Source organism: Streptomyces sp. NPDC060366 (genome assembly GCF_042725135.1).
Classification (GTDB): domain Bacteria; phylum Actinomycetota; class Actinomycetes; order Streptomycetales; family Streptomycetaceae; genus Streptomyces.
Map to the genome: position 1 here is coordinate 322,904 of NZ_JBHXDC010000009.1, position 21,648 is coordinate 344,551.

19 protein-coding genes are annotated in these 21,648 nt (G+C 71.9%); 12 read left to right on the plus strand and 7 right to left on the minus strand.

All coding sequences use genetic code 11. The features are described 5' to 3' along the window. Positions 1-16 precede the first annotated feature (16 nt). Complete coding sequence (locus tag ACFWHU_RS23480) at positions 17-628, plus strand: phosphoribosylanthranilate isomerase (protein WP_385793707.1); 612 nt, start codon at positions 17-19, stop codon at positions 626-628. Positions 629-742: 114 nt separating this feature from the next. After that, on the plus strand, positions 743-1,960 hold the full coding sequence (locus tag ACFWHU_RS23485; RefSeq protein WP_387226882.1) for a phosphatidylserine/phosphatidylglycerophosphate/cardiolipin synthase family protein: 1,218 nt from the start codon (positions 743-745) through the stop codon (positions 1,958-1,960). 34 nt (positions 1,961-1,994) lie between these two features. Here the strand turns inward: ACFWHU_RS23485 and ppk2 are convergent, their stop codons facing one another. The 7 genes from ppk2 to ACFWHU_RS23520 form a co-directional block, all read right to left on the minus strand. Then, positions 1,995-2,969, minus strand: a complete 975-nt coding sequence (ppk2, locus tag ACFWHU_RS23490; protein WP_385793710.1) for a polyphosphate kinase 2 — start codon at positions 2,967-2,969, stop codon at positions 1,995-1,997. Then, positions 2,956-3,156, minus strand: a complete 201-nt coding sequence (locus ACFWHU_RS23495; protein ID WP_385793712.1) for a hypothetical protein — start codon at positions 3,154-3,156, stop codon at positions 2,956-2,958. The genes ppk2 and ACFWHU_RS23495 overlap by 14 nt, the downstream gene beginning before the upstream one ends. A 170-nt stretch (positions 3,157-3,326) precedes the next feature. After that, positions 3,327-4,754, minus strand: coding sequence for a 3-carboxy-cis,cis-muconate cycloisomerase (pcaB, locus tag ACFWHU_RS23500; protein ID WP_387226885.1), 1,428 nt, complete (start codon positions 4,752-4,754; stop codon positions 3,327-3,329). A 39-nt stretch (positions 4,755-4,793) separates the two neighbouring features. Beyond that, positions 4,794-6,770 (minus strand): FAD/NAD(P)-binding protein, encoded by a 1,977-nt coding sequence (locus ACFWHU_RS23505; RefSeq protein WP_387226888.1) that lies wholly within the window; start codon positions 6,768-6,770, stop codon positions 4,794-4,796. A gap of 85 nt (positions 6,771-6,855) precedes the next feature. Further along, positions 6,856-8,121, minus strand: coding sequence for a nucleotide sugar dehydrogenase (locus ACFWHU_RS23510; RefSeq protein WP_387226890.1), 1,266 nt, complete (start codon positions 8,119-8,121; stop codon positions 6,856-6,858). Positions 8,122-8,222: 101 nt separating this feature from the next. Continuing rightward, positions 8,223-9,410 (minus strand): DegT/DnrJ/EryC1/StrS family aminotransferase, encoded by a 1,188-nt coding sequence (locus ACFWHU_RS23515; protein WP_385793723.1) that lies wholly within the window; start codon positions 9,408-9,410, stop codon positions 8,223-8,225. Continuing rightward, positions 9,407-10,630: a DegT/DnrJ/EryC1/StrS family aminotransferase gene (locus tag ACFWHU_RS23520; RefSeq protein ID WP_387226892.1), complete on the minus strand. Its 1,224-nt coding sequence runs from the start codon at positions 10,628-10,630 to the stop codon at positions 9,407-9,409. The genes ACFWHU_RS23515 and ACFWHU_RS23520 overlap by 4 nt, the downstream gene beginning before the upstream one ends. Before the next feature lie 305 nt (positions 10,631-10,935). Between ACFWHU_RS23520 and ACFWHU_RS23525 the strand changes: the two genes are divergently transcribed. From ACFWHU_RS23525 to ACFWHU_RS23570, 10 genes are all read left to right on the plus strand, one after another. Beyond that, positions 10,936-11,895, plus strand: a complete 960-nt coding sequence (locus ACFWHU_RS23525; protein WP_385793727.1) for a 4-hydroxy-3-methylbut-2-enyl diphosphate reductase — start codon at positions 10,936-10,938, stop codon at positions 11,893-11,895. A 193-nt stretch (positions 11,896-12,088) separates the two neighbouring features. Continuing rightward, positions 12,089-13,156 carry a polyprenyl synthetase family protein gene (locus ACFWHU_RS23530; protein WP_387226894.1) on the plus strand — a complete coding sequence of 356 codons (1,068 nt, stop codon included), beginning with the start codon at positions 12,089-12,091 and terminating at the stop codon, positions 13,154-13,156. Between the two features lie 60 nt (positions 13,157-13,216). Continuing rightward, positions 13,217-14,371: a Gfo/Idh/MocA family oxidoreductase gene (locus ACFWHU_RS23535; protein WP_387226896.1), complete on the plus strand. Its 1,155-nt coding sequence runs from the start codon at positions 13,217-13,219 to the stop codon at positions 14,369-14,371. Continuing rightward, positions 14,361-15,230 carry a sugar phosphate isomerase/epimerase family protein gene (locus ACFWHU_RS23540; protein WP_387226898.1) on the plus strand — a complete coding sequence of 290 codons (870 nt, stop codon included), beginning with the start codon at positions 14,361-14,363 and terminating at the stop codon, positions 15,228-15,230. The genes ACFWHU_RS23535 and ACFWHU_RS23540 overlap by 11 nt, the downstream gene beginning before the upstream one ends. Positions 15,231-15,264: 34 nt before the next feature. Continuing rightward, complete coding sequence (locus tag ACFWHU_RS23545) at positions 15,265-16,611, plus strand: M20/M25/M40 family metallo-hydrolase (protein WP_387226900.1); 1,347 nt, start codon at positions 15,265-15,267, stop codon at positions 16,609-16,611. 4 nt (positions 16,612-16,615) lie between these two features. After that, positions 16,616-17,782 (plus strand): Ldh family oxidoreductase, encoded by a 1,167-nt coding sequence (locus ACFWHU_RS23550; RefSeq protein WP_387226902.1) that lies wholly within the window; start codon positions 16,616-16,618, stop codon positions 17,780-17,782. A gap of 81 nt (positions 17,783-17,863) precedes the next feature. Next, complete coding sequence (locus ACFWHU_RS23555; RefSeq protein ID WP_385793741.1) at positions 17,864-18,820, plus strand: Gfo/Idh/MocA family protein; 957 nt, start codon at positions 17,864-17,866, stop codon at positions 18,818-18,820. Next, the gene (locus tag ACFWHU_RS23560; RefSeq protein ID WP_355181913.1) at positions 18,817-19,296 is read left to right on the plus strand and encodes a DUF6917 domain-containing protein; all 480 of its coding nucleotides are present in this window, start codon (positions 18,817-18,819) and stop codon (positions 19,294-19,296) included. The genes ACFWHU_RS23555 and ACFWHU_RS23560 overlap by 4 nt, the downstream gene beginning before the upstream one ends. Before the next feature lie 65 nt (positions 19,297-19,361). Further along, a complete protein-coding gene (locus ACFWHU_RS23565; RefSeq protein ID WP_387226904.1) occupies positions 19,362-21,137 on the plus strand; it encodes a 1-deoxy-D-xylulose-5-phosphate synthase in 1,776 nt (591 codons plus the stop codon). Continuing rightward, the coding region (locus ACFWHU_RS23570; RefSeq protein WP_387226906.1) for a flavodoxin-dependent (E)-4-hydroxy-3-methylbut-2-enyl-diphosphate synthase at positions 21,134-21,648 on the plus strand (515 nt) is incomplete at its 3' end. The genes ACFWHU_RS23565 and ACFWHU_RS23570, both read left to right, overlap by 4 nt.

The window sequence follows — 21,648 nt, forward strand, 5'->3', positions numbered from 1 at the left end:
GAGCGAGGAGCTCCTGTTGCACAACTTGTACGTCAAGGTCTGCGGTCTGCGAAAGCCCGCCGAGGTCGAGGCCGCCGTGGCAGGCGGGGCCTCCGCCGTCGGGTTCATCCTGACGACGAGCCCCCGCCGGCTGTCGCCCGCCGAGGCCCGCCCGCTCGCCGCGCTCGTACCGCCCGGTGTCGCCAAGGTCGCGGTCTTCCGCGGTGAGCCGCTGGACGAGGTGCGCAGGGCGGCGGCCGAGGCGGGCGCGGACACCGTCCAGCTGCACGGCGGCGAACCGCCCGAGGCTTTCGCCGCGCTGCGCGCCGACGGATACCGCCTCATCCGCGCCACCTCGCCGGAATCGGGCGATCCGCTGACGGCGGGCGCGTACGGCGAGGACATGCTGATCATCGACTCGCCGCGGCCGGGCTCCGGCGAACGCTGGTCCCCGGACTCGCTGCCGGAACAGCCCACGGGTGCGTGGGTGCTGTCGGGCGGACTCTCCCCGGACAACGTGGTGGACGCCGTGACGGCGCTGCGGCCGTGGGGCGTCGACGTGTCGAGCGGGGTGGAGAGCAGCCGGGGTGTGAAGGACGTGGGCCTGATCGAGAAGTTCCTCAGGGCGGCCGACGGATTCCGTACCTGAACATGTGACGCCGAACTCTGCGTGACAGGGCGCGGCGGGGGAATCCGGGACAGGTACCGACCCGACTTGGAAGGGGTGCCCCTTGTCCTGCCCGACGCACAGAACGGTGACCCGATGACGGCCGCACGGCCCGCCGCCCCGGTCGCGGCCCGGAAGGTCGCGGCCGAGACGGCCACGACCGAGAAGATCCAGCGCATACGGCGGCGGCTGGAGCGGCTGATCGGTATCGCCATGACCGAGGGCAACGCCCTGGTCCCCCTGCGGAACGGCGACGAGATCTTCGCGTCGATGCTGGAGAGCATCCGTGGCGCCGAGCACACCGTCGACATGATGACCTTCGTCTACTGGCGCGGCGACATCGCCCACGAGTTCGCGCGGGCGCTGAGCGAGCGGGCCGGTGCCGGGGTGCGGGTGCGACTGCTGCTCGACGGCTTCGGCAGCCGGCTGATCGAGAAGGACCAGTTGGCGGCGATGGAACGGGCCGGGGTGCAGGTGGCCTGGTTCCGCAAGCCGCTGTATCTCTCGCCGCTGAAGCAGAATCACCGCTGCCACCGCAAGGTGCTCGTCGTGGACGAGACGACCGCGTTCACGGGCGGTGTGGGCATCGCCGAGGAGTGGTGCGGCGACGCGCGGAACGAGAACGAGTGGCGCGACACGCATGTACGGGTCCGGGGGGCCGCGGTGGACGGGATCGCCGCCGCGTTCACCCAGAACTGGGCGGAGTGCCACGACGAGATGTTCGACGAGCGGGACCGGTTCGTCGCGCAGGACTCCCACGGCGACGCGATCGTGCAGGTGGTCCGCGGGTCGGCCAGCTTCGGCTGGCAGGACATGCAGACCCTGATCCGGGTGATGCTGGAGTCGGCGGAGGAGCGCGTACGGCTGGCCACGGCGTACTTCGCGCCGGACGAGTACTTCATCGAGCTGCTGTGCGCGACGGCCCGGCGCGGGGTCTCGGTGGAGATCCTGCTGCCGGGGCCGCACACGGACAAGCGGGTCTGTCTGCTGGCCGGCCAGCGGTACTACGAGCAGTTGACGGCGTGCGGCGTGAAGATCCACCAGTACCGGCCGACGATGATGCACGCGAAGATCATCACCGTCGACTCGATCGCCTCGCTGATCGGGTCGACGAACTTCAACCGGCGTTCGCTGGACCACGACGAGGAGGTCATGCTCGCCGTGCTGGACCCTGCCTTCACGGCCACGCTGGACGAGCACTTCGAAGAGGATCTGACGCTGAGCGAGCCGATCTGTCCGCGCCGCTGGAAGCGGCGCTCGCTGGTGCGGCGGGCCCAGGAGGCGGCCGTGGTCCCGATCCGCCGCTATCTGTGAGCGGTCCCGGTGATCACCGGCCGGTCCCGGCCGATCAGCCCTTCCGCTCCGGCTTCGGCGGGTGGTCACCGGGGCCGTGGGGGCGGGAGGCGAGCGGGGTCGGGGACAGGTCGGTGCTCTCCTCGCCCTCTTCGAGCAGGGTGTCGGCGGCGCCCACGATGAGCGGGTCGGGTTCGCCGACGACCGACTCGTCCTTCAGCGCGTAGTCCACCCGCCACAGCAGGCTGCGCATGGCCTCCAGCCGTCCCCGCTTCTTGTCGTTGTTCTTGACCACGGTCCAGGGCGCGTACGTGGTGTCCGTGGCCCGGAACATGTCGACCTTGGCGGCGGTGTACGCGTCCCAGAGGTCGAGCGACGCGAGGTCGGTGGGCGAGAGCTTCCACTGCCGTACGGGATCGATCTGCCGGATCGCGAAGCGGGTGCGCTGCTCGTCGTGCGAGACCGAGAACCAGAACTTGACCAGCAGGACGCCGTCGTCGGTGAGCATCCGCTCGAACTGGGGCGCCTGGTGGAGGAAGTGCTCGTTCTCGGCCGGGGTGCAGAAGCCCATCACCCGCTCGACGCCGGCCCGGTTGTACCAGGAGCGGTCGAAGAAGACGATCTCCCCGGCCGAGGGCAGATGCGCGACGTACCGCTGGAAGTACCACTGCCCCGCTTCTCGCTCCGTGGGCTTCTCCAGGGCCACCACGCGGGCGCCACGCGGGTTGAGCCGCTCGGTGAACCGCTGGATGGTGCCGCCCTTGCCCGCCGCGTCCCGGCCCTCGCAGACCACGACCACCCGCTGGCCGGTGTCCTTCACCCAGCGCTGCAACTTGAGCAGTTCGATCTGGAGCGTGCGCTTCGTCCGCTCGTACTCGCGGCGGCGCATCTTCTTGTCGTACGGGTAGTTCTGCCGCCATGTCCGGACGGGGCGGCCGGACTTGTCGAGCAGGACGGGCTGCTGGGGGTCCCGGTCGTCGACCGTCAGCCCGTCGAGGAGGACCTTCTCGACGTCCTCACCCGGCGGCATGCGGGTGCCTTCCCCGGTAGGGGGTGGTGACGGTGCTGGGGTCGGCTTCCTCCTCCTCGTCGAGCGGGGGGAGGTCGATCGTGTACTGCGCCTCCAGGAAGAGGTCGCTGTGCTGCGGACGCGAAACGGACTCATCTGCGGCGGGAAGAGGCGCGGTTCGGACGATACGACGCTGAGAGCTCTGCATCCAAGACCATCCAGGGAAAGGGAGTCGCAATGGGCCGCGCGGCCCATTGCCGGGCGGCGGTCTCATCCTTACACAGGGCTCGATCTTGACGAGCGAGCCGAAATGCCCGGCAGGCGCCGTGATCGGCGTCCCGGGCCACTCGCCTGTCCTTGATCGGCGGACCTGCCGGGTCAGTCCGCGGGCCGTTCGAGGCGGAAGCGGCCGAGCACGCGGTCGACCAACTGGCCCGCCGCCCCCGTGTAGTGCGCCGGATCCGACAGCTTGCGGAGGTCGTCGGCCGATCGGCGTCCTGCCAGGTCGGGGGCTTCTGCCAGGACGTCCGCGAGGTGCCTGCCGGAGGTGGCGGCCTCCGCCGACGCCCGGCCGAGCAGCGCCTTGGCCTCTGCCCTGCCGAGTTCGACGGAGAGCAGGGCCGCGAGCCGTTCGGAGACGACCAGACCGCCCGTCAGGTCCAGATTGGCCAGCATCCGGTCCTCGTGGACTGTCAGACCCTCGGTCAGTTCCGCGGCGGTGTGCGCCGCGCCGCCCGCCAGGCGCAGACAGTCGCGCAGCGGCAGCCATTCGGCGTGCCAGGCGCCGGAGGGCCGCTCGTCGTCGTGGACCGACACCTGCATGAGGGTGCCGACGAGGGAGGGCACCTGGTAGGAGGCGGAGCGGATCAGCGCCGAGAGCGCGGGGTTGCGTTTGTGCGGCATGGCGGAGGACGTGCCCCGGCCCTCGGCGGCCGGTTCCGCCAGCTCGCCCGACTCGGTGCGGGACAGGAGTTGGACGTCCGCCGCGATACCGCCGAGGGCGCCCGTCAGCAGGGCGAGCGCCGCCCCGAGGTCGGCGAGGGGCGTACGGACGGTGTGCCAGGGCACGAGCGGTTCGGTGAGGCCCAGCTCCGTGGCGAGCGCGGCGGGCAGCTCCCGGATGTACCGCTGGCCGCCGTCGCCGGTGGCGTCCGGTGCGTGCAGGAGCGCGTACTCCAGATATCCCGCCATCGTGCCCGCCGCGCCGCCGAGTTGGACCGGCAGCCCGTCCTCGCGGACCCGGCGCAGCCGGTCCCGTGCGTCGAGCACGCCCTGGAGCCAGCCGGCCGCCTTGAGGCCGAAGGTGGTCGGGACGGCGTGCTGGCCGAGGGTGCGGGCGGCCATGGGGGTGTCGCGGTGCCGGGCGGCGAGGCGGGCCAGCGCGGCGGCGGTGCGGTCCAGGTCGGCCAGGACGAGGTCCAGGGTGCGCGCCGCGACCAGCATGAGACCGGTGTCGAGGATGTCCTGGCTGGTGGAGCCCTGGTGGACGCTGTGCGCGGCGTCGGCGTCCTCGGCGGCGACCAGCGCGGTCAGCCGCCGTACGAGGGGGACGACCGGGTTGGCGGCGCCGCGCGCCTGGACCGCCAGCTCGTACAGGTCGAAGTTCTCGGCCCGCGCGGCCTCGCCGATGGCGCGGGCGGCGGACTCGGGTACGGTGCCGAGCCGGGCCTGCACCCGTGCCAGGGCCGCCTCGGTGTCGAGCATGGCCTGGAGACACGCGGCGTCGGTGGTGGCGGCCTCGGCCGGGGTGCCCGACCGGACGGGGGAGAAAAGTCCCGTGTCGGCCGTGGGCTGACTGCTCGTCATATCTGAATCCTCGTCAACTCGCGTTCGGCTGCGATGGTTTCACGTGGTCCTGGACTTCTGGTGGTCCGCCACCGGAGGCCGGGGCGGGCCGGCGGGCAGGGCCAGGACGGCCAGGGCGATCGCGTCGGAGTCGCCCAGGGTCACCGAGTTGACGCCGGGGCGGACCCCGGCGGCGGTCGCCCAGTGCACGGACTCGGTCGGCACGCCGTAGGCGAAGCGCCGGGGGTGGGCGCGGCCCTCGGTGTCGACCAGCCGGTAGGGCCGGGGCGTGACGGCCAGGCCGCCGGTCTCGTACGCGCCGAGTTCCGGGTCCGCTATGGCATAGGGGCGGCACCGCCCGCCGGCCAGCAGGTCCGTCAGCAGCGGATCGGTCGTGCGGCGCAGGTCGGGCTCGGGCAGCCGGGCCTCGACGAGGGTGGTGACACTGGTCGCGGAGCCGGGCACGGCGGGTGCCTCGACGGTGAAGACGCCCTGGTCGGGGTCGGTGCCGACGCGCATGTCGGGGCCGAGGACGTCCAGCACCCCGGCCTCGACGAGGGCGATCATCTGCTCGATCCGGGCGGCCGGCGGGCCGATGGACAGGAAGGCGTTCAGCGGGGTGTACCAGCGCTCCAGGTCGTCGCGGTGCGAGCGGCCGGTGAGTCCGCCGTGGTCGACCACCAGCCGGATCTCGTTGCGCAGGTCCCGCAGCACGTCGAGGGCGGCCTTGAGCGGGCCTTCGACATTGCCCGCCTCGGACTCGGCGAGGTCCCGGCGCAGAATGTCCAGCAGCCAGTCGCGGTGGTCGCCGACGCTCCGGAAGCCCTGGTCGGCGTGGGGCAGGGAGAGGTGCTTCCAGTCCCAGTGGGCCTCGGGGCCGATGCCGTACGCGTCGAGCAGGTCGGACTCCTCGGCCGATCCCCAGGCCGGTTTCAGATACCGGTCGCCGAACCGGCCGGCCTCGTGCTCGCCGACGCGCCGGGCGAGCAGCGCCGTGTAGTAGACGGTCTCGACCTCCTTGGCGATCAGCGGCCACAGGTCGCGGCCGAAGTCGAGGCCGCCGCCGAGCCGGGCGGCGGTGCGCAGCCGCTCCAGCGCCTCGGGGGTGAGGACCCGTGGGATGTGCCGGCCGTGCGCGCCCTTCTGGTTGCGGCCCCGTGAGTGGTACGGGATGCCGCGCCGGGAGGCGGCGTACAGGCGTGGTTCGCGTCCGGACGGGCCGTAGACGAGCCGGCCGTCCCGGCGGGTGTACGTGCCGCCGCGGCCGAGCGTGAACAGCGTCAGATGGTCGAAGAAGTTGAGCCCGAGTCCGCGCAGGGCGACGGCCTCGCCCGGCCGGACGGCGGACAGGTCGGTGTCGGCGGGGTTGGCCGGCGGGACGTAGGTCAGCGCGTGGGTCCGCGCGAAGTCGGCGAGTTCGCGCTCGCCGGGGCCGCCGCGGACGGGGAGGTGGCCCTGGGCCAGGACGACCGCGTCCAGGCCGTCGACGCGGGAGCCGTCGGCGAGGAACACGCTCTGCGGGCCGTCCGGGCCGTCCGGGGCTTCGTCCAGCCGGACCGCCCGCCACGGGTGGACGACGACGCGGACGTGCGCGGGCGCGGTGCGGACGACGTGCCGGAAGACCCACTCCAGGTAGTGGCCGTAGAAGGCGCGGGTCGGGTAGGAGTCCGGGGTGAGGTCGCGGGCCTCGGCACGCACCTGGTCGTCGTACGCCTCTCCGGGCCCCTCCCCCGGCGCCGCCGCCGTCCGGACCGCCCAGTCGTACAGGCTGGGGCCGGGGGCGAGTTCGCCGTCGATCTCCACGCTCTCGTCGGTGAACAGCGTGACCTGGGAGGCGACGGTGTTCATCAGCAGATGGTGGGACTGGTCGGTGCGCCACACCCCGCCGGCGCCGGGGCGGTGCGGGTCCACGACGTGCACCGTGAGGGTGGAGCCTTCCGGCAGGCGCCGGCGCGCGTTGACGCAGAGCCGCTCCAGCACCGAGAGCCCACGAGGCCCGGCGCCGACGATGCAGACCTCCAGATGTCCGTCACTCACGTGTGTCTCCGTCTCCCGTTGGACGGCCTGGTTAGCGGCCGGTCTCTCGCTCGCCTGATCACCGCTTGGAGGACTGCGCAGGGCTTCAGAGGACTTCGACGGTGGGGCCGGTCTCCAGCCGGTGCCGGCAGTCCAGGACGAAGTCCGAGGCGCGGGCGACGAGTTCGTAGTCGAAGGCGTCGTGGTCGGTCAGCAGCACCACCGCGTCGGCCGCCGCCAGCTCCTCCTCGGTGAAGTCGCAGCGGGTCAGCCTGCTGTTCACGGTGACCGCCTCGACCACGTACGGGTCGGCCGCGCGTACCTCGGCGCCGAGACCGAGCAGCAGCTCCGCCACGCGCAGCGCGGGCGACTCGCGCGCGTCGCCGGTGTTCGGCTTGTACGCGAGGCCCAGGAGCAGGACCCGCGATCCGGCCAGCGGCCTGCGGCGGGCGTTGAAGGCGAGCAGCAGCCGCTGGACCACGTGGTCGGGCATGTGTCCGTTGATCTCGTTGGCGAGTTCGACGAACTGGAAGCTGCGGCCGAGCGTGCGCCTGACCCGCCAGGACAGGTACTCGGGGTCGACCGGCAGACAGTGCCCGCCGACCCCGGGGCCGGGGGTGAAGCGCATGAAGCCGAAGGGCTTGGAGGCGGCGGCGTCCAGCGCCTCCCAGACGTCGACGCCGAGTTCGTGCGCGTACATCGCCATCTCGTTGACCAGGGCGATGTTGACGTGCCTGAACGTGTTCTCGATCAGTTTGGACAGCTCGGCGACCTCGGTCGTGCGTACCGGCACGGTGTTGCTGGTGATCGTGTCGTAGAAGGCCTGTACGGCGGTGAGCGACGCCGGGTCGATGCCGGACACCACCTTGGGCGTGTTCTCCAGCCGCCAGGTGGGGTTGCCGGGGTCGATGCGCTCGGGGCTGTAGCCGAGGTGGAAGTCCTGGCCGGCGACGAGGCCCGAGCCCTCCTCCAGCAGCGGGACGAGCAGTTCGACGGTGGTGCCGGGGTAGGTGGTCGACTCCAGGACCACGGTCGCGCCGGGGCGCAGCCGGCCGGCGAGGGTGTGGGCGGCCGACTCGATGTACGAGAGGTCGGGGGCGCCGTCCCGCAGCGGGGTGGGCACGGTGACGACGGCTATGTCGAAGCCGTCGAGGTCCGAGGGGTCGGTGGTGGGCAGGTAGGTGCCCCGGTCGAGCAGGACGGCGAGCTGTGCGTCGGGGATGTCCTCGACGTAGGACTCACCGCTGACGAGCCGTTTGACGCGGTCGGTGTCCACGTCGTAGCCGACCACTTGGTGGCCGGCCTGTGCGGCCCGGACGGCCAGTGGCAGGCCCACGTACCCCTGCCCGACAACGACGACCTTGCTTTTCACGGTTGCTCCCGTCGGAGAAGATTGGTCAGTTGGTCAGGGTCGGGCGACAGCGGTCGGGCTTGAGCGGCCGAGCGCGCGCGTGGGGGGGGCCGCGCCGGTGGTCAGTCGAAGAAGGCGCAGACCACGTCGGCCGTACGCTCGACCTGACTGTCCGTCAGATTGAGATTCAGCGGCAGCGCGAGATGGCGCGCGCTCGCCAGTTCCGTACCGGGACGCCGGCCGTCCGCGCCCTCCCCCGCGTACGCGGCGAAGGCGGACAGCCTGGGCAGCGGCACCGGGTAGTACACGCGGCTGCCGATGCCGTGCGCGGCGAGGTGCGCCGCCAGCGAGTCCCGGCAGATGGTCTGGACGGCGTAGACGTAGTGGCACTGGCCGTCGGCGCCGGTGGTGGGGGCGAGCAGACCGCTCCCGCGCAGCGCCGCGAACCGTGAGTTGTAGTGCGCGGCGATCGCGGCGCGCCGGGCGACCATGTCGTCGGCGCGGTCCAGCCGGGCGAGCTGGAAACCGGCCAGCACCTCGTCGAAGCGGCTGTTGAGACCGACCTCGTGGTGCACGAAGCGCTGCACACCGTCCTGCCCGTGGTTGCGCAACCGCCGTACGAGCGTCGCGAGTTCGGGGTTGTCGGAGAGGACCACCGCGCCTTCGCCGGGCATCCCGAACGGCTTGACCGGGAAGAACGAGTAGAGCCCGATGTCCCCCCAGGTACCGGCCGCCCGGCCGCCCAGGGTCGCGCCCTGCGCCACCGCCGCGTCCTCGATGACCGCGATGCCGCGCCGCCGCGCGAAGGCCATGATCGCGGGCATGTCGGCCATCGTCGTGAAGGTGTGGGCGGGGACGACCGCGCGGGTGCGGTCCGTCACCCGGCTCTCCGCGTCGACCGGGTCCATGACCATCGTCACCGGGTCGACGTCGGCGAAGACCGGCACCGCGCCGACACCGAGCACCGTCGCGGCCAGCGGCTCCGCACCGAAGGCGGGCACGATCACCTCGTCACCGGGGACGACCCCGACGGCCCGCAGGGCGAGGACGAGGGCGCCGGTGCCGCTGGCGCAGGCGACGACGTCGCGCACACCCGCGCGGTCGGCCAGCCGCCGCTCCAGTTCGGCGGTGCGGCGGCCGAGTATGAACTTCTGCTCGGGGTCGGTTCCGACCTCGTACAGCACCTCGCGCAGCAGTTCACGATCCGCGTCGGGGAGCCGGGTGTGCGCGTAGGGGACGGTCTCGGGGCTCGACGTGGCCGCGGCGACGCGCGCCGGGGCGGTCTGTGCGGGCGAGGTCTCGGTGGTCATGACGTACTCCCGGTGAAGAAGGAGCGGACGGCGTCGCACACCCGGCCGAGCTGCGCGAGGGTCAGCTCGGGGTAGAGCGGCAGGGCCACGGTGCGGTGGCTGGCCGCCTCGGCGTGCGGGAAGTCGCCTTCCTGGTGGCCGAGATGGGCGAAGCACGGCTGGAGGTGCAGCGGCAGCGGGTAGTACGTCTCGGTGCCGATGCCCGCGGCGGCGAGGTGCGAGACGAGGGCGTCGCGCCGGTCGGTCTCGATGAGATAGACGTAGAAGACCGGATCCACCGGCTCACCGCGTTCCACGACCGCCGGCAGCCCGCGGACGCCGGGGATACCGCGCAGCCTGCGGGTGTACGCGTCGGCCAGCACGGCGCGGCGGCGGATGTCGTCGTCCAGCGTGGTCAGCTTCGTGAGCAGGGCCGCGGCCTGGAGTTCGTCCATCTTGCTGTTGGTGCCCGCCAGTTCGCCCTGCCGCGCGTACTCGGCGCGTGCGGCGGGGGCGGCGGCGGGCTTCCCGCCGGAGGCCGCGGCCGGGGGCGGCAGCGCGGGCCGGCCGTGGTCGCGCAGCCGCTGGACGGCGCCGGCGAGCGCGTCGTCGTCGGTCAGCACCATGCCGGCGTCGCCGAGCGCGCCGAGCGTCTTGGTGGGGAAGAACGACAGCACGCCGCCCGCCCCGATCAGACCGGTGTGGCGTCCGTTCAGCCGCATCCCGATGCCCTCGGCGCTGTCCTCCAGGACGAGCAGGCCGTGGCGTTCGGCGACGGCGAGCACCGCGGTCATGTCGGCGGGCTGGCAGAACAGATGCACCGGCATGACGGCCTTGGTGCGCGGTGTGATCAGCGCTTCGAGGGCGGCCGGGTCGATGTTGTACGTGAGCGGATCGACGTCGGCGAAGACGGGCACCGCCCCGACGAGCGCCACGGAGCTGGCCGACGCGAAGAAGCTGAAGGCCGGCACGATCACCTCGTCGCCGGGGCCGATCCCCGCCGCGCGCAGCAGCAGGACCAGCGCGTCGGTGCCGTTGCCGACGGCTATCGCGTGCCGGGCACCGGTGTAGTCGCGCAGCGCGGCCTCCAGCTCGGCGGTCTTCGGCCCGTTGGAGTACGTCCCCGACTCGCAGACCTCGTCGAGATACGCGCTGAGCCGGGGCCACAAACGCTCGAAGGATTCCGCCTGCGTGAAGAACGGGACGGTGCTCGCCGGAGCCGGCATCGCCTTGCTGTCCATTTCACTCCACTCGTCTCGGCGGTGCTGGGCGGAATCCACGGTTCTGCTTGTCTGAACTGCTCGTCCGGAACTCCGCGGTTCTGCTCGTTACGTCCGATCGAACGTAGACCGCGCGCCGACACCCCTTCGATAGCAATCACCCGGCAATCCATTGGCAGTTGCGGGGGACAGTGCAGGCAAGAGCGTGCAGAACTCTGCCTATTACCTGGCTCCTTGCTTATTGCCGGTCCGAAAAACCTTGACTTGCCTCTTCCCTGTGGTCGACGGTGAAGCCCAATTCCACGGACCGACAGGAGTTTCCAGTCGTGACCGACATCGTGTCCGACAAGAAAGTGATCCTCGCCGAGCCACGCGGATTCTGTGCGGGGGTACGCCGGGCGATAGAAATCGTCGAGAAGGCATTGGAGGTCCACGGCGCTCCCGTCTATGTGCGAAAAGAAATCGTGCACAACCACTACGTGGTGGGGGTGCTGAAGCGGCGCGGCGCGATCTTCGTGGACTCCGAGGCGGAGGTGCCGCCCGGCGCGGTCTGTGTGTTCTCCGCGCACGGGGTCGCCCCCGAGGTCCGCGAGAACGCGAAGGCCCGCCGGCTCGACACCATCGACGCGACCTGCCCACTGGTGTCGAAGGTCCACCAGGAGGCCCGGCGCTACGCCCGCGACGGCCGCACCCTGCTGCTGGTCGGCCACGCCGACCACGAGGAGGTCGAGGGCACGTACGGCGAGGCCCCCGACCGGACGGTGATCGTGGAGAGCGAGGAGAGCGCGCGGCAGCTCGATCTGCCGCGTGACACCCCGGTCGCGGTGCTCACCCAGACGACGCTCTCGATGGACGAGACGGCGGGCATCGTCGCCGTGCTGGGCGAGCGCTTCGACGATCTGCGCAGCCCGGCCGACGGCGATATCTGTTACGCGAGCACCAACCGGCAGGTCGCGGTGAAGCAGATCGCCGCGCGCAGCGATCTCGTCCTGGTCGTCGGATCGCGCAACTCCAGCAACTCGGTACGGATGGTGGAGGTCGCCCTCCTCGAAGGGACCGCCGCCTATCTGGTGCCGGACGTCACCGAACTCGACGTGAGCTGGCTGGACGGGGTGGGGACGATCGGCGTGAGCGCCGGCGCCAGCGCGCCGGAGCTCCTGGTCGACCAACTGCTGGAGCGACTGGACCAGTTGGGCTACCACGACGTGGAGCTGTCCGTCACGACCAAGGAGGACATCGTCTTCCAGCTGCCGTCGGGCCTCGGCCAGGCACGTCCGTCCGCCTGATCCGTCCGCCTGATCCGTCGGCCCGATCCGTCAGCCCTCCGACAGGAGCCGTACGGCTCGCGCCGCTCGGGTACCGGCGCCGGCGCCGCGAGCCCGGAGCCCCACGCCTCGGAGCCGTACGCCTGAAAACACGGGCCCGGCGCCCCGAGGACCAGATCGCCGGCACGACCGCCGACACGACAGGAGAACGCTCATGACCGTCTCACCGCCCGCACCGGCCGTCGAGCACCTCGCAGGGCTCGCCGCGCAGTCCCGCGCGGCCGTCCTGGACCGCACCGAGGAGCGGCTCGACGCCATGCTCGCCGCGGAGCACTCCCGCTGGGCGGCGGTCGACGCGCGCGCCGCGGTCCCCGTCGACGCCATCGGCGAACTGATCCGCGCCGGCGGCAAACGCCTGCGCCCCGCGTTCTGCGCGGCCGGCTTCCTGGCGGCGGGCGGTGAGCTGTCCGACTCGCGCGTGGTGGACGCGGCGGCGGCCATCGAGATGCTGCACGCGTTCGCGCTCATCCACGACGACGTCATCGACGACTCCCATCTGCGCCGCGGCAAGCCCACGGTCCATGTCCGGCACATCGAGCTGCACCAGGCTCGGGGCTGGCAGGGCGAGGCCCGCCGTTACGGCGAGGGCATCGCCGTACTCGCGGGTGACCTGGCCTTCTCCTACGCCGGGCAGCTCATCCAGGATCTGCCCGCCGAGGCCCGGCTGGTCTGGGGCCGGCTCGTCAGCGAGATGATCATCGGCCAGCACCTCGACGTGACGGTCGCCGCGGAATCCCTCCCGGACCCGAAGCTGGCCCGGTACATCGCCAACGCCAAGTCCGGTCACTACAGCATCCACCGGCCGCTGGAACTCGGCGCGGCCATCGCGGGCGACACCACGTCGGCCGCCGCCTTCGAGGCGTACGGCACCGCGCTGGGCGAGGCGTTCCAGCTGCGCGACGACCTCATCGACACCTACGGCGACGCCGACGCGGTCGGCAAACCGGTCGGTCTGGACGCCGAACAGCACAAGATGACGCTCCTGGTGAGCCTCGCCGCGCTGCGCGACCCGCGCGTGGGCGAGCTGGTCCAGGCCGCCGAGTGGGACGGCGCAGCGCTCGCCGAGGCGCTGACCAGCAGCGGCGTACGCGCAGAAGTGGAGCGCCGGATCGACGAGTTGGTGGTGCAGGCGCACGAGGCGCTGTCGGCGGCTCCCATCAGCGAGGAGTGGAAGCGCGAACTCGCCGACATGGCCACGTCCGTGGCCTACCGCGACCACTGATCCCGCAGCCCGTTCCCCTTCCGCCAGACGCCAGATCTCCTCAAGAGCGAAGGTCACGTCATGCTGAACACGTTCATCGTCGGCGGCGGGCGAGCCGGCCTCGGGCTGCACTGGCCGGTGCTGCGCAAGCTGCGCGCCCTGCCGGACGAAAGCGGTCTGTGGTCACCGGACCCGCCCGTGGTGTGGGACGTCCAGGACATCCGCGAACAGGCCCTGGCCGAGGGCCTGGTGCCGGCGGACTCACTGGCCCACGCGGCGGAGCTGGCGGACCCCGCCACCACGGTCGTCCATCTGTGCACGCCGCCGGCCGACCGGTTCGCCACGCTCCAGGAGCTGGCCGATCTCGGCTACACGCGCATCGTGGTCGAGAAGCCGATGGCCGACGACATCGCCGGCCTGGAGGCCATCGACATGCTGGCGCGGGTGCGCGGTCTGCGGCTGCGGGTCGTCTCGCCGTGGCTGGCCAGCGCGCTGACCCGGGAACTGGCGGAGCTGACGCGCTACGGCACGCTGGGCGAGCTGCGTTCGCTCTCCTTCACCCAGTTCAAGCCGCGCTGGACGCGCACCCTGCGCTCCAACAACCACACCACCGCCTTCGACGTGGAGCTGCCGCACTCGCTCGGTGTCGCCCTGCGTCTCGCGGGGGACGCACGGATCACCGACGCGGCGCTGACGGACATGCGGATCGGCGACACCGTCATCCCCGACATGGGCGGCGCCCGGCTGACGCTCCAGCACCACAACGGCGTCACCACGGAGATAGCCTCCGACCTCACCTCGCCGATCCGCGAACGCCGTGTCGGGCTGCGGTTCGACACCGGCCATGTCGTCGGCCACTACCCGATCAGCGACGTCGACCACCACGCCAGCCTGACCGTCCACGACGACGCGGGCGGCGGTGCGGCGACGCCGCGGCTCCTCTTCGACGACGCGCTGACCAGTTACGTGGACCACGCCTACCGGGAGTACCGGGCGGCGGACGTGGGCGATGCGGGCTCCGGTGGTTCGGGCGGCAGCGGCTCGGGCGGTGGCGCTTCGGACGGCGTGGACGACATGGACGACTACGCGATCGCGCGACGGGTGGTCCAACTCCTTCAGGAGGCACGTCTGTTGGCCGCCGCGCAGAACGCCCGCGGGGACTCGACGGCCCCCGTCCGGCCACCGCTGACCGGTGTCTCCCCCGCGCTCCAGGGCGGTGCCGACCATGAGGGCTGACATCCGTCTCAGCGGTATCGGCGACGAGGCCGCCCCGGGTCTCGACCGGCAGATCGAGGCGGTACGGCGGCTCGGCTGGGACAGCGTGGAGCTGCGCTCGGTCGACGGTGTGCCCCTCGCCGAACTCGACGGCCCGGCCTTCGACCGGGTGGCCGGGTCGATCGCCGAGGCCGGGCTCGGCGTCTCCTGCGTCGACTCCCGGATCGGCAACTGGGCCCGTACGATCGCCTCGCCGTTCACCGACGACCTCGACGAGCTGGCGCGGCTGGCCGACCGCTGCGACCGCCTCGGCACCCGCTACGTACGCATCATGTCCTACCCCAACGCCGGTCTCTCGGAAGCCGGTTGGGAGCGCGAAGTGCTCGACCGGATACGACGGCTCACCGTGCGCGCCGAGGACGCCGGCCTGGTGCTGGTGCACGAGAACTGCGCCGGCTGGGCCGCCACCGACCCGGCGCGCATGCTTCGGCTCCTGGAGGCCGCCGACAGCCCCGCCCTGCGGCTGCTCTTCGACGTCGGCAACGGCATCGCGTACGGCTACGAGGCGTACGACCATCTCGCGCACATCGCGCCGTACGTCGCCCACGTGCATGTGAAGGACGGCACGGGCGACACGAGCGCGCAGTTCTACTCGCTGCCCGGCGACGGGGACTGCCGGGTCGCGGACTCGCTGCGCCTGCTGTTCGACCGGGGCTACTCCGGCACCGTCTCGATCGAGCCGCACATCAACATCCGTCCCCACGAGGGCTGGTCGGACCCGTCCGGGGACTACGTGGACGAGTTCGTGGCGTACGGGCAGCGGCTCGAGAAGCTCGTGCGCGAGCTGGGTCCGGCCACGGTCACGGACAGCGTCATCTGACAGGCCGCCGGAAGAGAGAGGGGAACCGACCCGCATGACCTACGACCAGCGTCCGGCCTACGACCTGCCGACCCGGCGGACCAATCCGGGCGCCGCCGCCGGGCTGACCGAGTCCGACCGGGAACTGCTCCTGCATCTCCTCGCCCTGCGCACCGCCGGACCGCTGGAGACCGGCGGCAAGGAGCCGGTGGAGCTCTGGGAGGCGCAGAGCGCGTACGCCGAGGCGGCGGGCCGGCTCGGCTTCCGGGTCGTCCACCACGCCCCCGCCGGCCCCGACGCCGTCACCGGCTCGGACGTGCCCCGGGCGGTGAGCCAGGCGGCCGACACCGCGCCCGGATTCCTCGACTGCCAGCCGAACATGGTCCTGCGTCTCGGCCCCGAACTGCCGCGCGCCGCAACGGTGATGTTCAACGTGCACATGGACACCGTCGCGGGCGGCGGCCCGGTCTCCTTCAGCGGTTCGCGGTTCCACGGCCGCGGTTCCATCGACGCCAAGGGCCCCGCCGTCGGACTCCTCGCCGGACTGCGGGCCGCCCTCGCCGCCTCCCCCGCGCTCGGCACCGAGGTGGGCGTGCTGATCCAGCTCGTCGCGGGCGAAGAGGGCGGCGCCATGGGGGTGTTCGGCACGAAGCCGCTGGTCGAGCAGGGGTACGTGGGACGGCTCAACGTCTTCTGCGAGCCGACCGGCTTCCGCGTACTGAGCAGGGCCACCGCCTCCATGACCGCGCGCCTGCGCGTCGACGGCCGCGACGGCATCGACGACGAGCCGGGCGCGGGCCACAACGCGACGGTGTTACTGGGCTATCTCGCCCAGCACCTCGCGTCGGAACTGCCGCCGTACGCGGTCGACGGACAGGTCTGCGTCGCCGGCATGAACACCGGCTCCATGCACAACAAGGTCTATGGCACGGGCCAGTTGCTGATCAATCTGTCGTACGGCTCCCAGGACACCGGGCGCAAGCTGGAAGCCGCGCTGGACGACGTACTGCGGACCGGCGTGGAGCGGTTCCGCGAACGCTTCGCCGACAGCCCGACCTTCGCCACCACCGCCCGCGACGCCGCCCGCGTGACCCATCTGGACTGGCTCAAGCGCGGACTGCCCGCCCTGTACGCCGACGACGCGTGGGTCGGTGAACTGCTGCTGGACCGGGCGGGACTCGCGCCGTGGCCCGCCGAACTGCCCGCGTTCACCTGTGACGCGATCTGGCTGGCCGGCGTACCCGACACCTCGACGGTGGTCTTCGGCCCCGGCGATCTCGGCGCCAACCAGGCTCACGCGGAAGGTGAGTTCGCCGATCTGGCCGACCTCGACCGGTACGCGCGGCACATCGAGCGCCTGCTCATCTCCTTCGCACGCAATCGGCTGGACCAGGGGAACTGACCTCATGACGACGAGCACGACGACCACGACGACCACGACCGCCGCCTCCGCCTCCGCGACACCGCGCGTCGACCTCACCGAACTGGTGGAGTTCACCGCCGCCGTGTTCCGGCACCACGGCCTGCCCGCCGAGCGGGCCCTGACCGCCGCGCAGGCCCTGGTCCACGGCGACCTGACCGGCATCACCTCGCACGGCCTCACCAACCTCACCCGGCTGTATCTGAAGCTCTTCGAGGACGGGCGCTGCGACCCGGCCGCCGAGCCCGAGGTGCTGGCCGACCGGGGCGCGGCCGTCCTGCTCGACGCGCACCGCGCCCTCGGCCTCTGGTCGGCGAGCGAGGCCGTGGACCTGGCCGCCGAGCGCGCCCTCCAGTACGGCGTCGGGCTCGTCTCCGTACGCGACGCCACCCACCTCGGCTGCGCGGGCGCGCACGCCAAGCGCGCGGCGGACCGCGGGATGATCTGCCTGCTCGTCTCCAACTGCGGTCAGCAGCGCATCATCCGGCCGCCCGGCGGACAGGCCGCCCTGCTCGGCACCAACCCGCTCGCGTTCGCCGCGCCCGCCGGGGCGCGCCCGCCGCTCGTCCTCGACATGAGCACCACCGTCGTCCCGACCGGGCGCGTCCGGGGCGCGGCGCGGGCCGGACAGCCGATCCCGGAGGGCTGGCTGGAGGACAAGGACGGCCTGCCGGTGACCGACCCGCACGCGCTGGACCGGGGCGACGGCTATCTGAAGTGGCTGGGCGGCGATCCGGCCACCGGGGCGTTCAAGGGGTACGGGCTCGGCCTGCTCGTCGAGGTCCTCGGCGCGCTCCTGCCGGGCGCCGGCCTCGGCCCGGCGACCGAAGCCTGGTCCGGCAGCGGCAGCCCCAGCGGCCAGGACGACAACATCGGCTTCACGGTGCTGGTCGTCGCCCCGGCGGAGCTGCGCCCGCAGGAGGACTTCGAGGCGCAGACGGCCGGGATGTTCGACGCACTGGTCGGCTCCCCGGCGGTGGACGAGGACCGTCCGGTCCGCTACCCCGGCTGGTTCGAGGCGGAGCGCGCGACGGAGCACGGCAAGAGCGGGGTCCCGCTGTCGGCGGCCCTGTTCGAGGAGCTGGTGACGGTGGCGGCGGAACGGGGCCTGACGGCGCCGAAGTCGCTCGAGGAGAGCCCGTCCGGCGACTGAGGACACAGAACCAGCCCGTCCGGCGGTTGAGGACACCCACCACCCGGACACCGGCAATCGCGTCCAAGGAGGACACAGAAAATGAAACCCCTGCGGATAGGCGTGGTGGGGCTCGGGGTCATCTCCCGGTTCTACCTCGACGCCTTCCCCGGCCTGCCCACGCTCGACCTGGTCGCGGTCTGCGACCTGCGCGAGGACGCGCTGGCCCCGCACCGCGCGGCGGGGCTGCCCTGCTTCCCGGACCACCGGCGGATGCTGGCCGAGACCGAACTCGACGCGATCGTCGTCAACGTCCCCAACGACGCGCACGCGGCGGTGTGCCGCGACGCGCTCGAAGCGGGCGTCGCGGTCTGCGTGGAGAAGCCGCTCGCGCTGGACCTGGCCGACGGCCGCGCGCTCACCGAACTGGCCGTCGGCGGCGGCTCGGTGCTGTTCACGGCGTTCCACCGGCGCTACAACGACAACGTGCTCGGGCTGCTGCGTTCGCTCCCCGACGCGGCGGCGGTGGAGTCGGTGACGGTGCGCTATCTGGAGAAGATCGAGGAGCACGTCGGCCAGGACCGCTGGTACCTGGACCCCGAGCGCTGCGGCGGCGGCTGTGTCGCCGACAACGGCCCCAACGCCTTCGACGTCGTGCGGCTGTTCCTCGGCGAGCTGACGGTCGAGTCCGCCGAGGTCGTACGCGACGGGGAGGGCGTCGACCGGCAGGCACGGGTGGAGCTGCGCTCGGCCGGCGGGGTGCCCGCCACCGTGGAGCTGGACTGGTCGTATCCGCACGGCGAGGCGAAGGACGTCACCGTCCGGCTGAAGGACGGCACCGAGCACCACGCGGACATGCTCGCCGGACACGACGCGTTCAAGAGCTCCCTGAAGCACGAATACGTGGGTGTGCTGAAGGAGTTCGAGCAGGCGGTGCGCGCCGGCACGGACGCCTCGCGCGCCGGGCTCGCGATGCTGGAGCTGGTCGACGCGACGTACCGCACGGAGCGGACCGAGCAGACGGGGCGAACAGAGCGGACGGGGGCGGTGACGTCATGAACAGGACGGCCAACGGGACGCAGGTCCCCGCGCTGCTGGCGCCCAGCCCGGAGAACGGCGACAAGCGCACGGTCAGGTCCGAGGTGGTCAAGGTGCTGCGGCACCGCCGTACGGACCGCGGTATGCGCCTGGAGGAGTTCGCCTCCCGCTGCGTACGCGAGGGCGAGCTGCACGAGCTCGTCACCACCGACCATCTGGAGACCGAGGCCGGCTCCCGTATCGACCGGGTCGGCTTCCTCGGATTCGTGGAGATCTCGGTGTCCGGGGTGCTGGACCGGGGCGACATCGTCCTGGTCGACGGAGAGCCCATCGGCACCCTGCTGGGCTTCGACGCCTGCCACTTCCCCAACCACTACAACGTACTGATCCACACCGCCTGGACGCTCACCGGTCCCGAGGCCGGCCTGCGGCCCGGCTCGCAGATCAGCTTCCGGCCACCGCCCACGGACGGCGACCCGGGAACCGGCCGACCCTGACAGATCCGCACCACCGCACGGACACGTCGGCCACGTCGGCCACCTCGGACATGGAGGGTTCAGTCATGGCACTACTCGACGAGATCGCGGCTCCCCGCGATCTCCGCGGTCTCTCGCCCGCGCAGCTCGGCCAGCTCGCCTCGGAGATCCGGGAGGTGATGATCGACGCGGTGTGCCGCTCCGGCGGACACCTCGGACCCAACCTGGGCGTGGTCGAACTGACCATCGCGCTGCACCGGGTCTTCGACTCACCGCAGGACACGCTGCTCTGGGACATCGGCCACCAGACGTACGTACAGAAGCTGTTGACCGGCCGGCGCGCCGGGTTCGACGGGCTGCGTACGCGTGACGGGCTGTCCGGCTACGCCTCGCGCGCCGAGTCCGAGCACGACGTGATCGAGAACTCGCACGCGTCGACGGCGCTCAGTTACGCGGACGGGCTGGCGCGCGCCCGCGAGTTGAGCGGCGACACGGACCGCGCCGTGGTCGCCGTCATCGGTGACGGGGCGCTGACCGGCGGTCTCGCCTGGGAGGCGCTGAACAACCTGGGCGGCGCGCCCCAGCGGCCGGTCATCGTGGTCCTCAACGACAACGAGCGCTCGTACGCGCCGACGGTGGGCGGCCTGGCGGCGCACCTCGGGAAACTGCGTTCGGCCACGGGCGACGCCACCTCCGCGAACGTCTTCGAGGAGTTCGGCTTCGGCTATCTCGGCCCGGTCGACGGGCACGACATCGCCGCCGTCGAGGACGCGCTGGGTCGTGCGCGGGCCCTGGGCGGTCCGGTCGTCGTCCATGTGGTGACGGAGAAGGGGCGCGGCTGGGAGACGGCCGAGACGAACGACCTGGACCGCTGCCATGTCGTACGGGCGACGCCGTCGGCCACTGCCGCGCCCGCGTCGAGTCCCGCGTGGACAGCGGTGTTCTCCGACGAGATGGTACGGATCGGGGCGGAGCGTCCCGACGTCGTGGCGATCACGGCGGCGATGGCGGAGCCGGTCGGACTGCTGGAGTTCCAGCGGGAGTTCCCGGCACGCACGATCGACGTCGGGATCGCCGAACAGCACGCGGCGGCGGCCGCCGCCGGTCTGGCGCTCGGCGGTCTGCACCCGGTGCTGGCCATCTACGCGACGTTCGGCAACCGCATGATCGACCAGATGGTCACCGACATCGCCCTGCACTCGGCCCCGGTCACGCTGGTGATGGACCGCGCGGGTGTCACCGGCGACGACGGCGCCAGCCACAACGGCATGTGGGACCTGACGCTCTTCCAGGCCGTACCGGACATCCGTATCGCCGCGCCCCGTGACGGCGCGACGCTGCGTGAACTGCTCCGCGAGGCGGTCGCCTGGGAGCAGGGGCCGACGGTGCTGCGCTTCCCCAAGGGGACCACCGGCGCGGACATCCCCGCGATCGACACGACCGACGGCTTCGACGTGCTCCACAACGCGCCCGGCCGCGACGTGCTGATCGTCTCGGTGGGTCCGATGGCCCGGCTCGCGCTGGACGTCGCGGGCAGGCTCGGGGAGGCGGGCGTCGGGGCGACGGTGGTCGACCCGCGCTGGGTCGCCCCGGTCAACCCCACGCTGGTGGAGGCCGCCGCGTACTTCAAGCATGTGATCACCATCGAGGACAGCGGCCGGGTCGGCGGCGTGGGCGCGGCGTTCGCGCAGGCCCTGGCGGACGCCGGGATCGACACGCCCGTACGGAACTTCGGGCTGCCGCGCGAGTTCCTCGACCACGGGTCGCGGGCCCAGGTCCTCGCCCACTGCGGGCTGACCGCCGACGCCGTCACGGACGCGGTACTGACTCGGATGACCTCGGAAAGGACACTCACCTCATGACCGCCATCGCTCTCGGAATGCCGGATGTTCCGGTGAAGCTCGCCGACCGGAGGGTCAGTCGACAGATCCAGGTCGGTTCGGTGGCTGTCGGTGGGGATGCGCCGGTGTCGGTGCAGTCGATGACGACGACGCGGACGTCGGACATCGGGGCGACGTTGCAGCAGATCGCGGAGCTGACGGCGTCGGGGTGCCAGATCGTGCGGGTGGCGTGTCCGACGCAGGATGACGCGGACGCGTTGTCGACGATCGCGCGGAAGTCGCAGATCCCGGTGATCGCGGATATTCATTTCCAGCCGAAGTACGTGTTCGCGGCGATCGACGCGGGGTGTGCGGCGGTGCGGGTGAATCCGGGGAACATCAAGCAGTTCGACGACAAGGTCAAGGAGATCGCGAAGGCGGCGGGGGCCGCCGGGACCCCTATCCGTATCGGGGTGAACGCGGGTTCGCTGGACGCGCGTCTGCTGAGGAAGTACGGCAAGGCCACCCCGGAGGCGCTGGTGGAGTCGGCGTT

What these genes read in the sequence shown, in the direction of transcription:
- pcaB (WP_387226885.1), bottom strand. Translation starts at nt 4,754, where the DNA reads ATGACGAGCAGTCAGCCCACGGCCGACACGGGACTTTTCTCCCCCGTC.
- ACFWHU_RS23520 (WP_387226892.1), bottom strand. Translation starts at nt 10,630, where the DNA reads ATGGACAGCAAGGCGATGCCGGCTCCGGCGAGCACCGTCCCGTTCTTC.
- ACFWHU_RS23485 (WP_387226882.1), top strand. Translation starts at nt 743, where the DNA reads ATGACGGCCGCACGGCCCGCCGCCCCGGTCGCGGCCCGGAAGGTCGCG.
- ACFWHU_RS23550 (WP_387226902.1), top strand. Translation starts at nt 16,616, where the DNA reads ATGACGACGAGCACGACGACCACGACGACCACGACCGCCGCCTCCGCC.
- ACFWHU_RS23495 (WP_385793712.1), bottom strand. Translation starts at nt 3,156, where the DNA reads ATGCAGAGCTCTCAGCGTCGTATCGTCCGAACCGCGCCTCTTCCCGCC.
- ACFWHU_RS23535 (WP_387226896.1), top strand. Translation starts at nt 13,217, where the DNA reads ATGCTGAACACGTTCATCGTCGGCGGCGGGCGAGCCGGCCTCGGGCTG.
- ACFWHU_RS23515 (WP_385793723.1), bottom strand. Translation starts at nt 9,410, where the DNA reads ATGACCACCGAGACCTCGCCCGCACAGACCGCCCCGGCGCGCGTCGCC.
- ACFWHU_RS23565 (WP_387226904.1), top strand. Translation starts at nt 19,362, where the DNA reads ATGGCACTACTCGACGAGATCGCGGCTCCCCGCGATCTCCGCGGTCTC.
- ACFWHU_RS23555 (WP_385793741.1), top strand. Translation starts at nt 17,864, where the DNA reads ATGAAACCCCTGCGGATAGGCGTGGTGGGGCTCGGGGTCATCTCCCGG.
- ACFWHU_RS23540 (WP_387226898.1), top strand. Translation starts at nt 14,361, where the DNA reads ATGAGGGCTGACATCCGTCTCAGCGGTATCGGCGACGAGGCCGCCCCG.
- ACFWHU_RS23530 (WP_387226894.1), top strand. Translation starts at nt 12,089, where the DNA reads ATGACCGTCTCACCGCCCGCACCGGCCGTCGAGCACCTCGCAGGGCTC.
- ppk2 (WP_385793710.1), bottom strand. Translation starts at nt 2,969, where the DNA reads ATGCCGCCGGGTGAGGACGTCGAGAAGGTCCTCCTCGACGGGCTGACG.
- ACFWHU_RS23560 (WP_355181913.1), top strand. Translation starts at nt 18,817, where the DNA reads ATGAACAGGACGGCCAACGGGACGCAGGTCCCCGCGCTGCTGGCGCCC.
- ACFWHU_RS23545 (WP_387226900.1), top strand. Translation starts at nt 15,265, where the DNA reads ATGACCTACGACCAGCGTCCGGCCTACGACCTGCCGACCCGGCGGACC.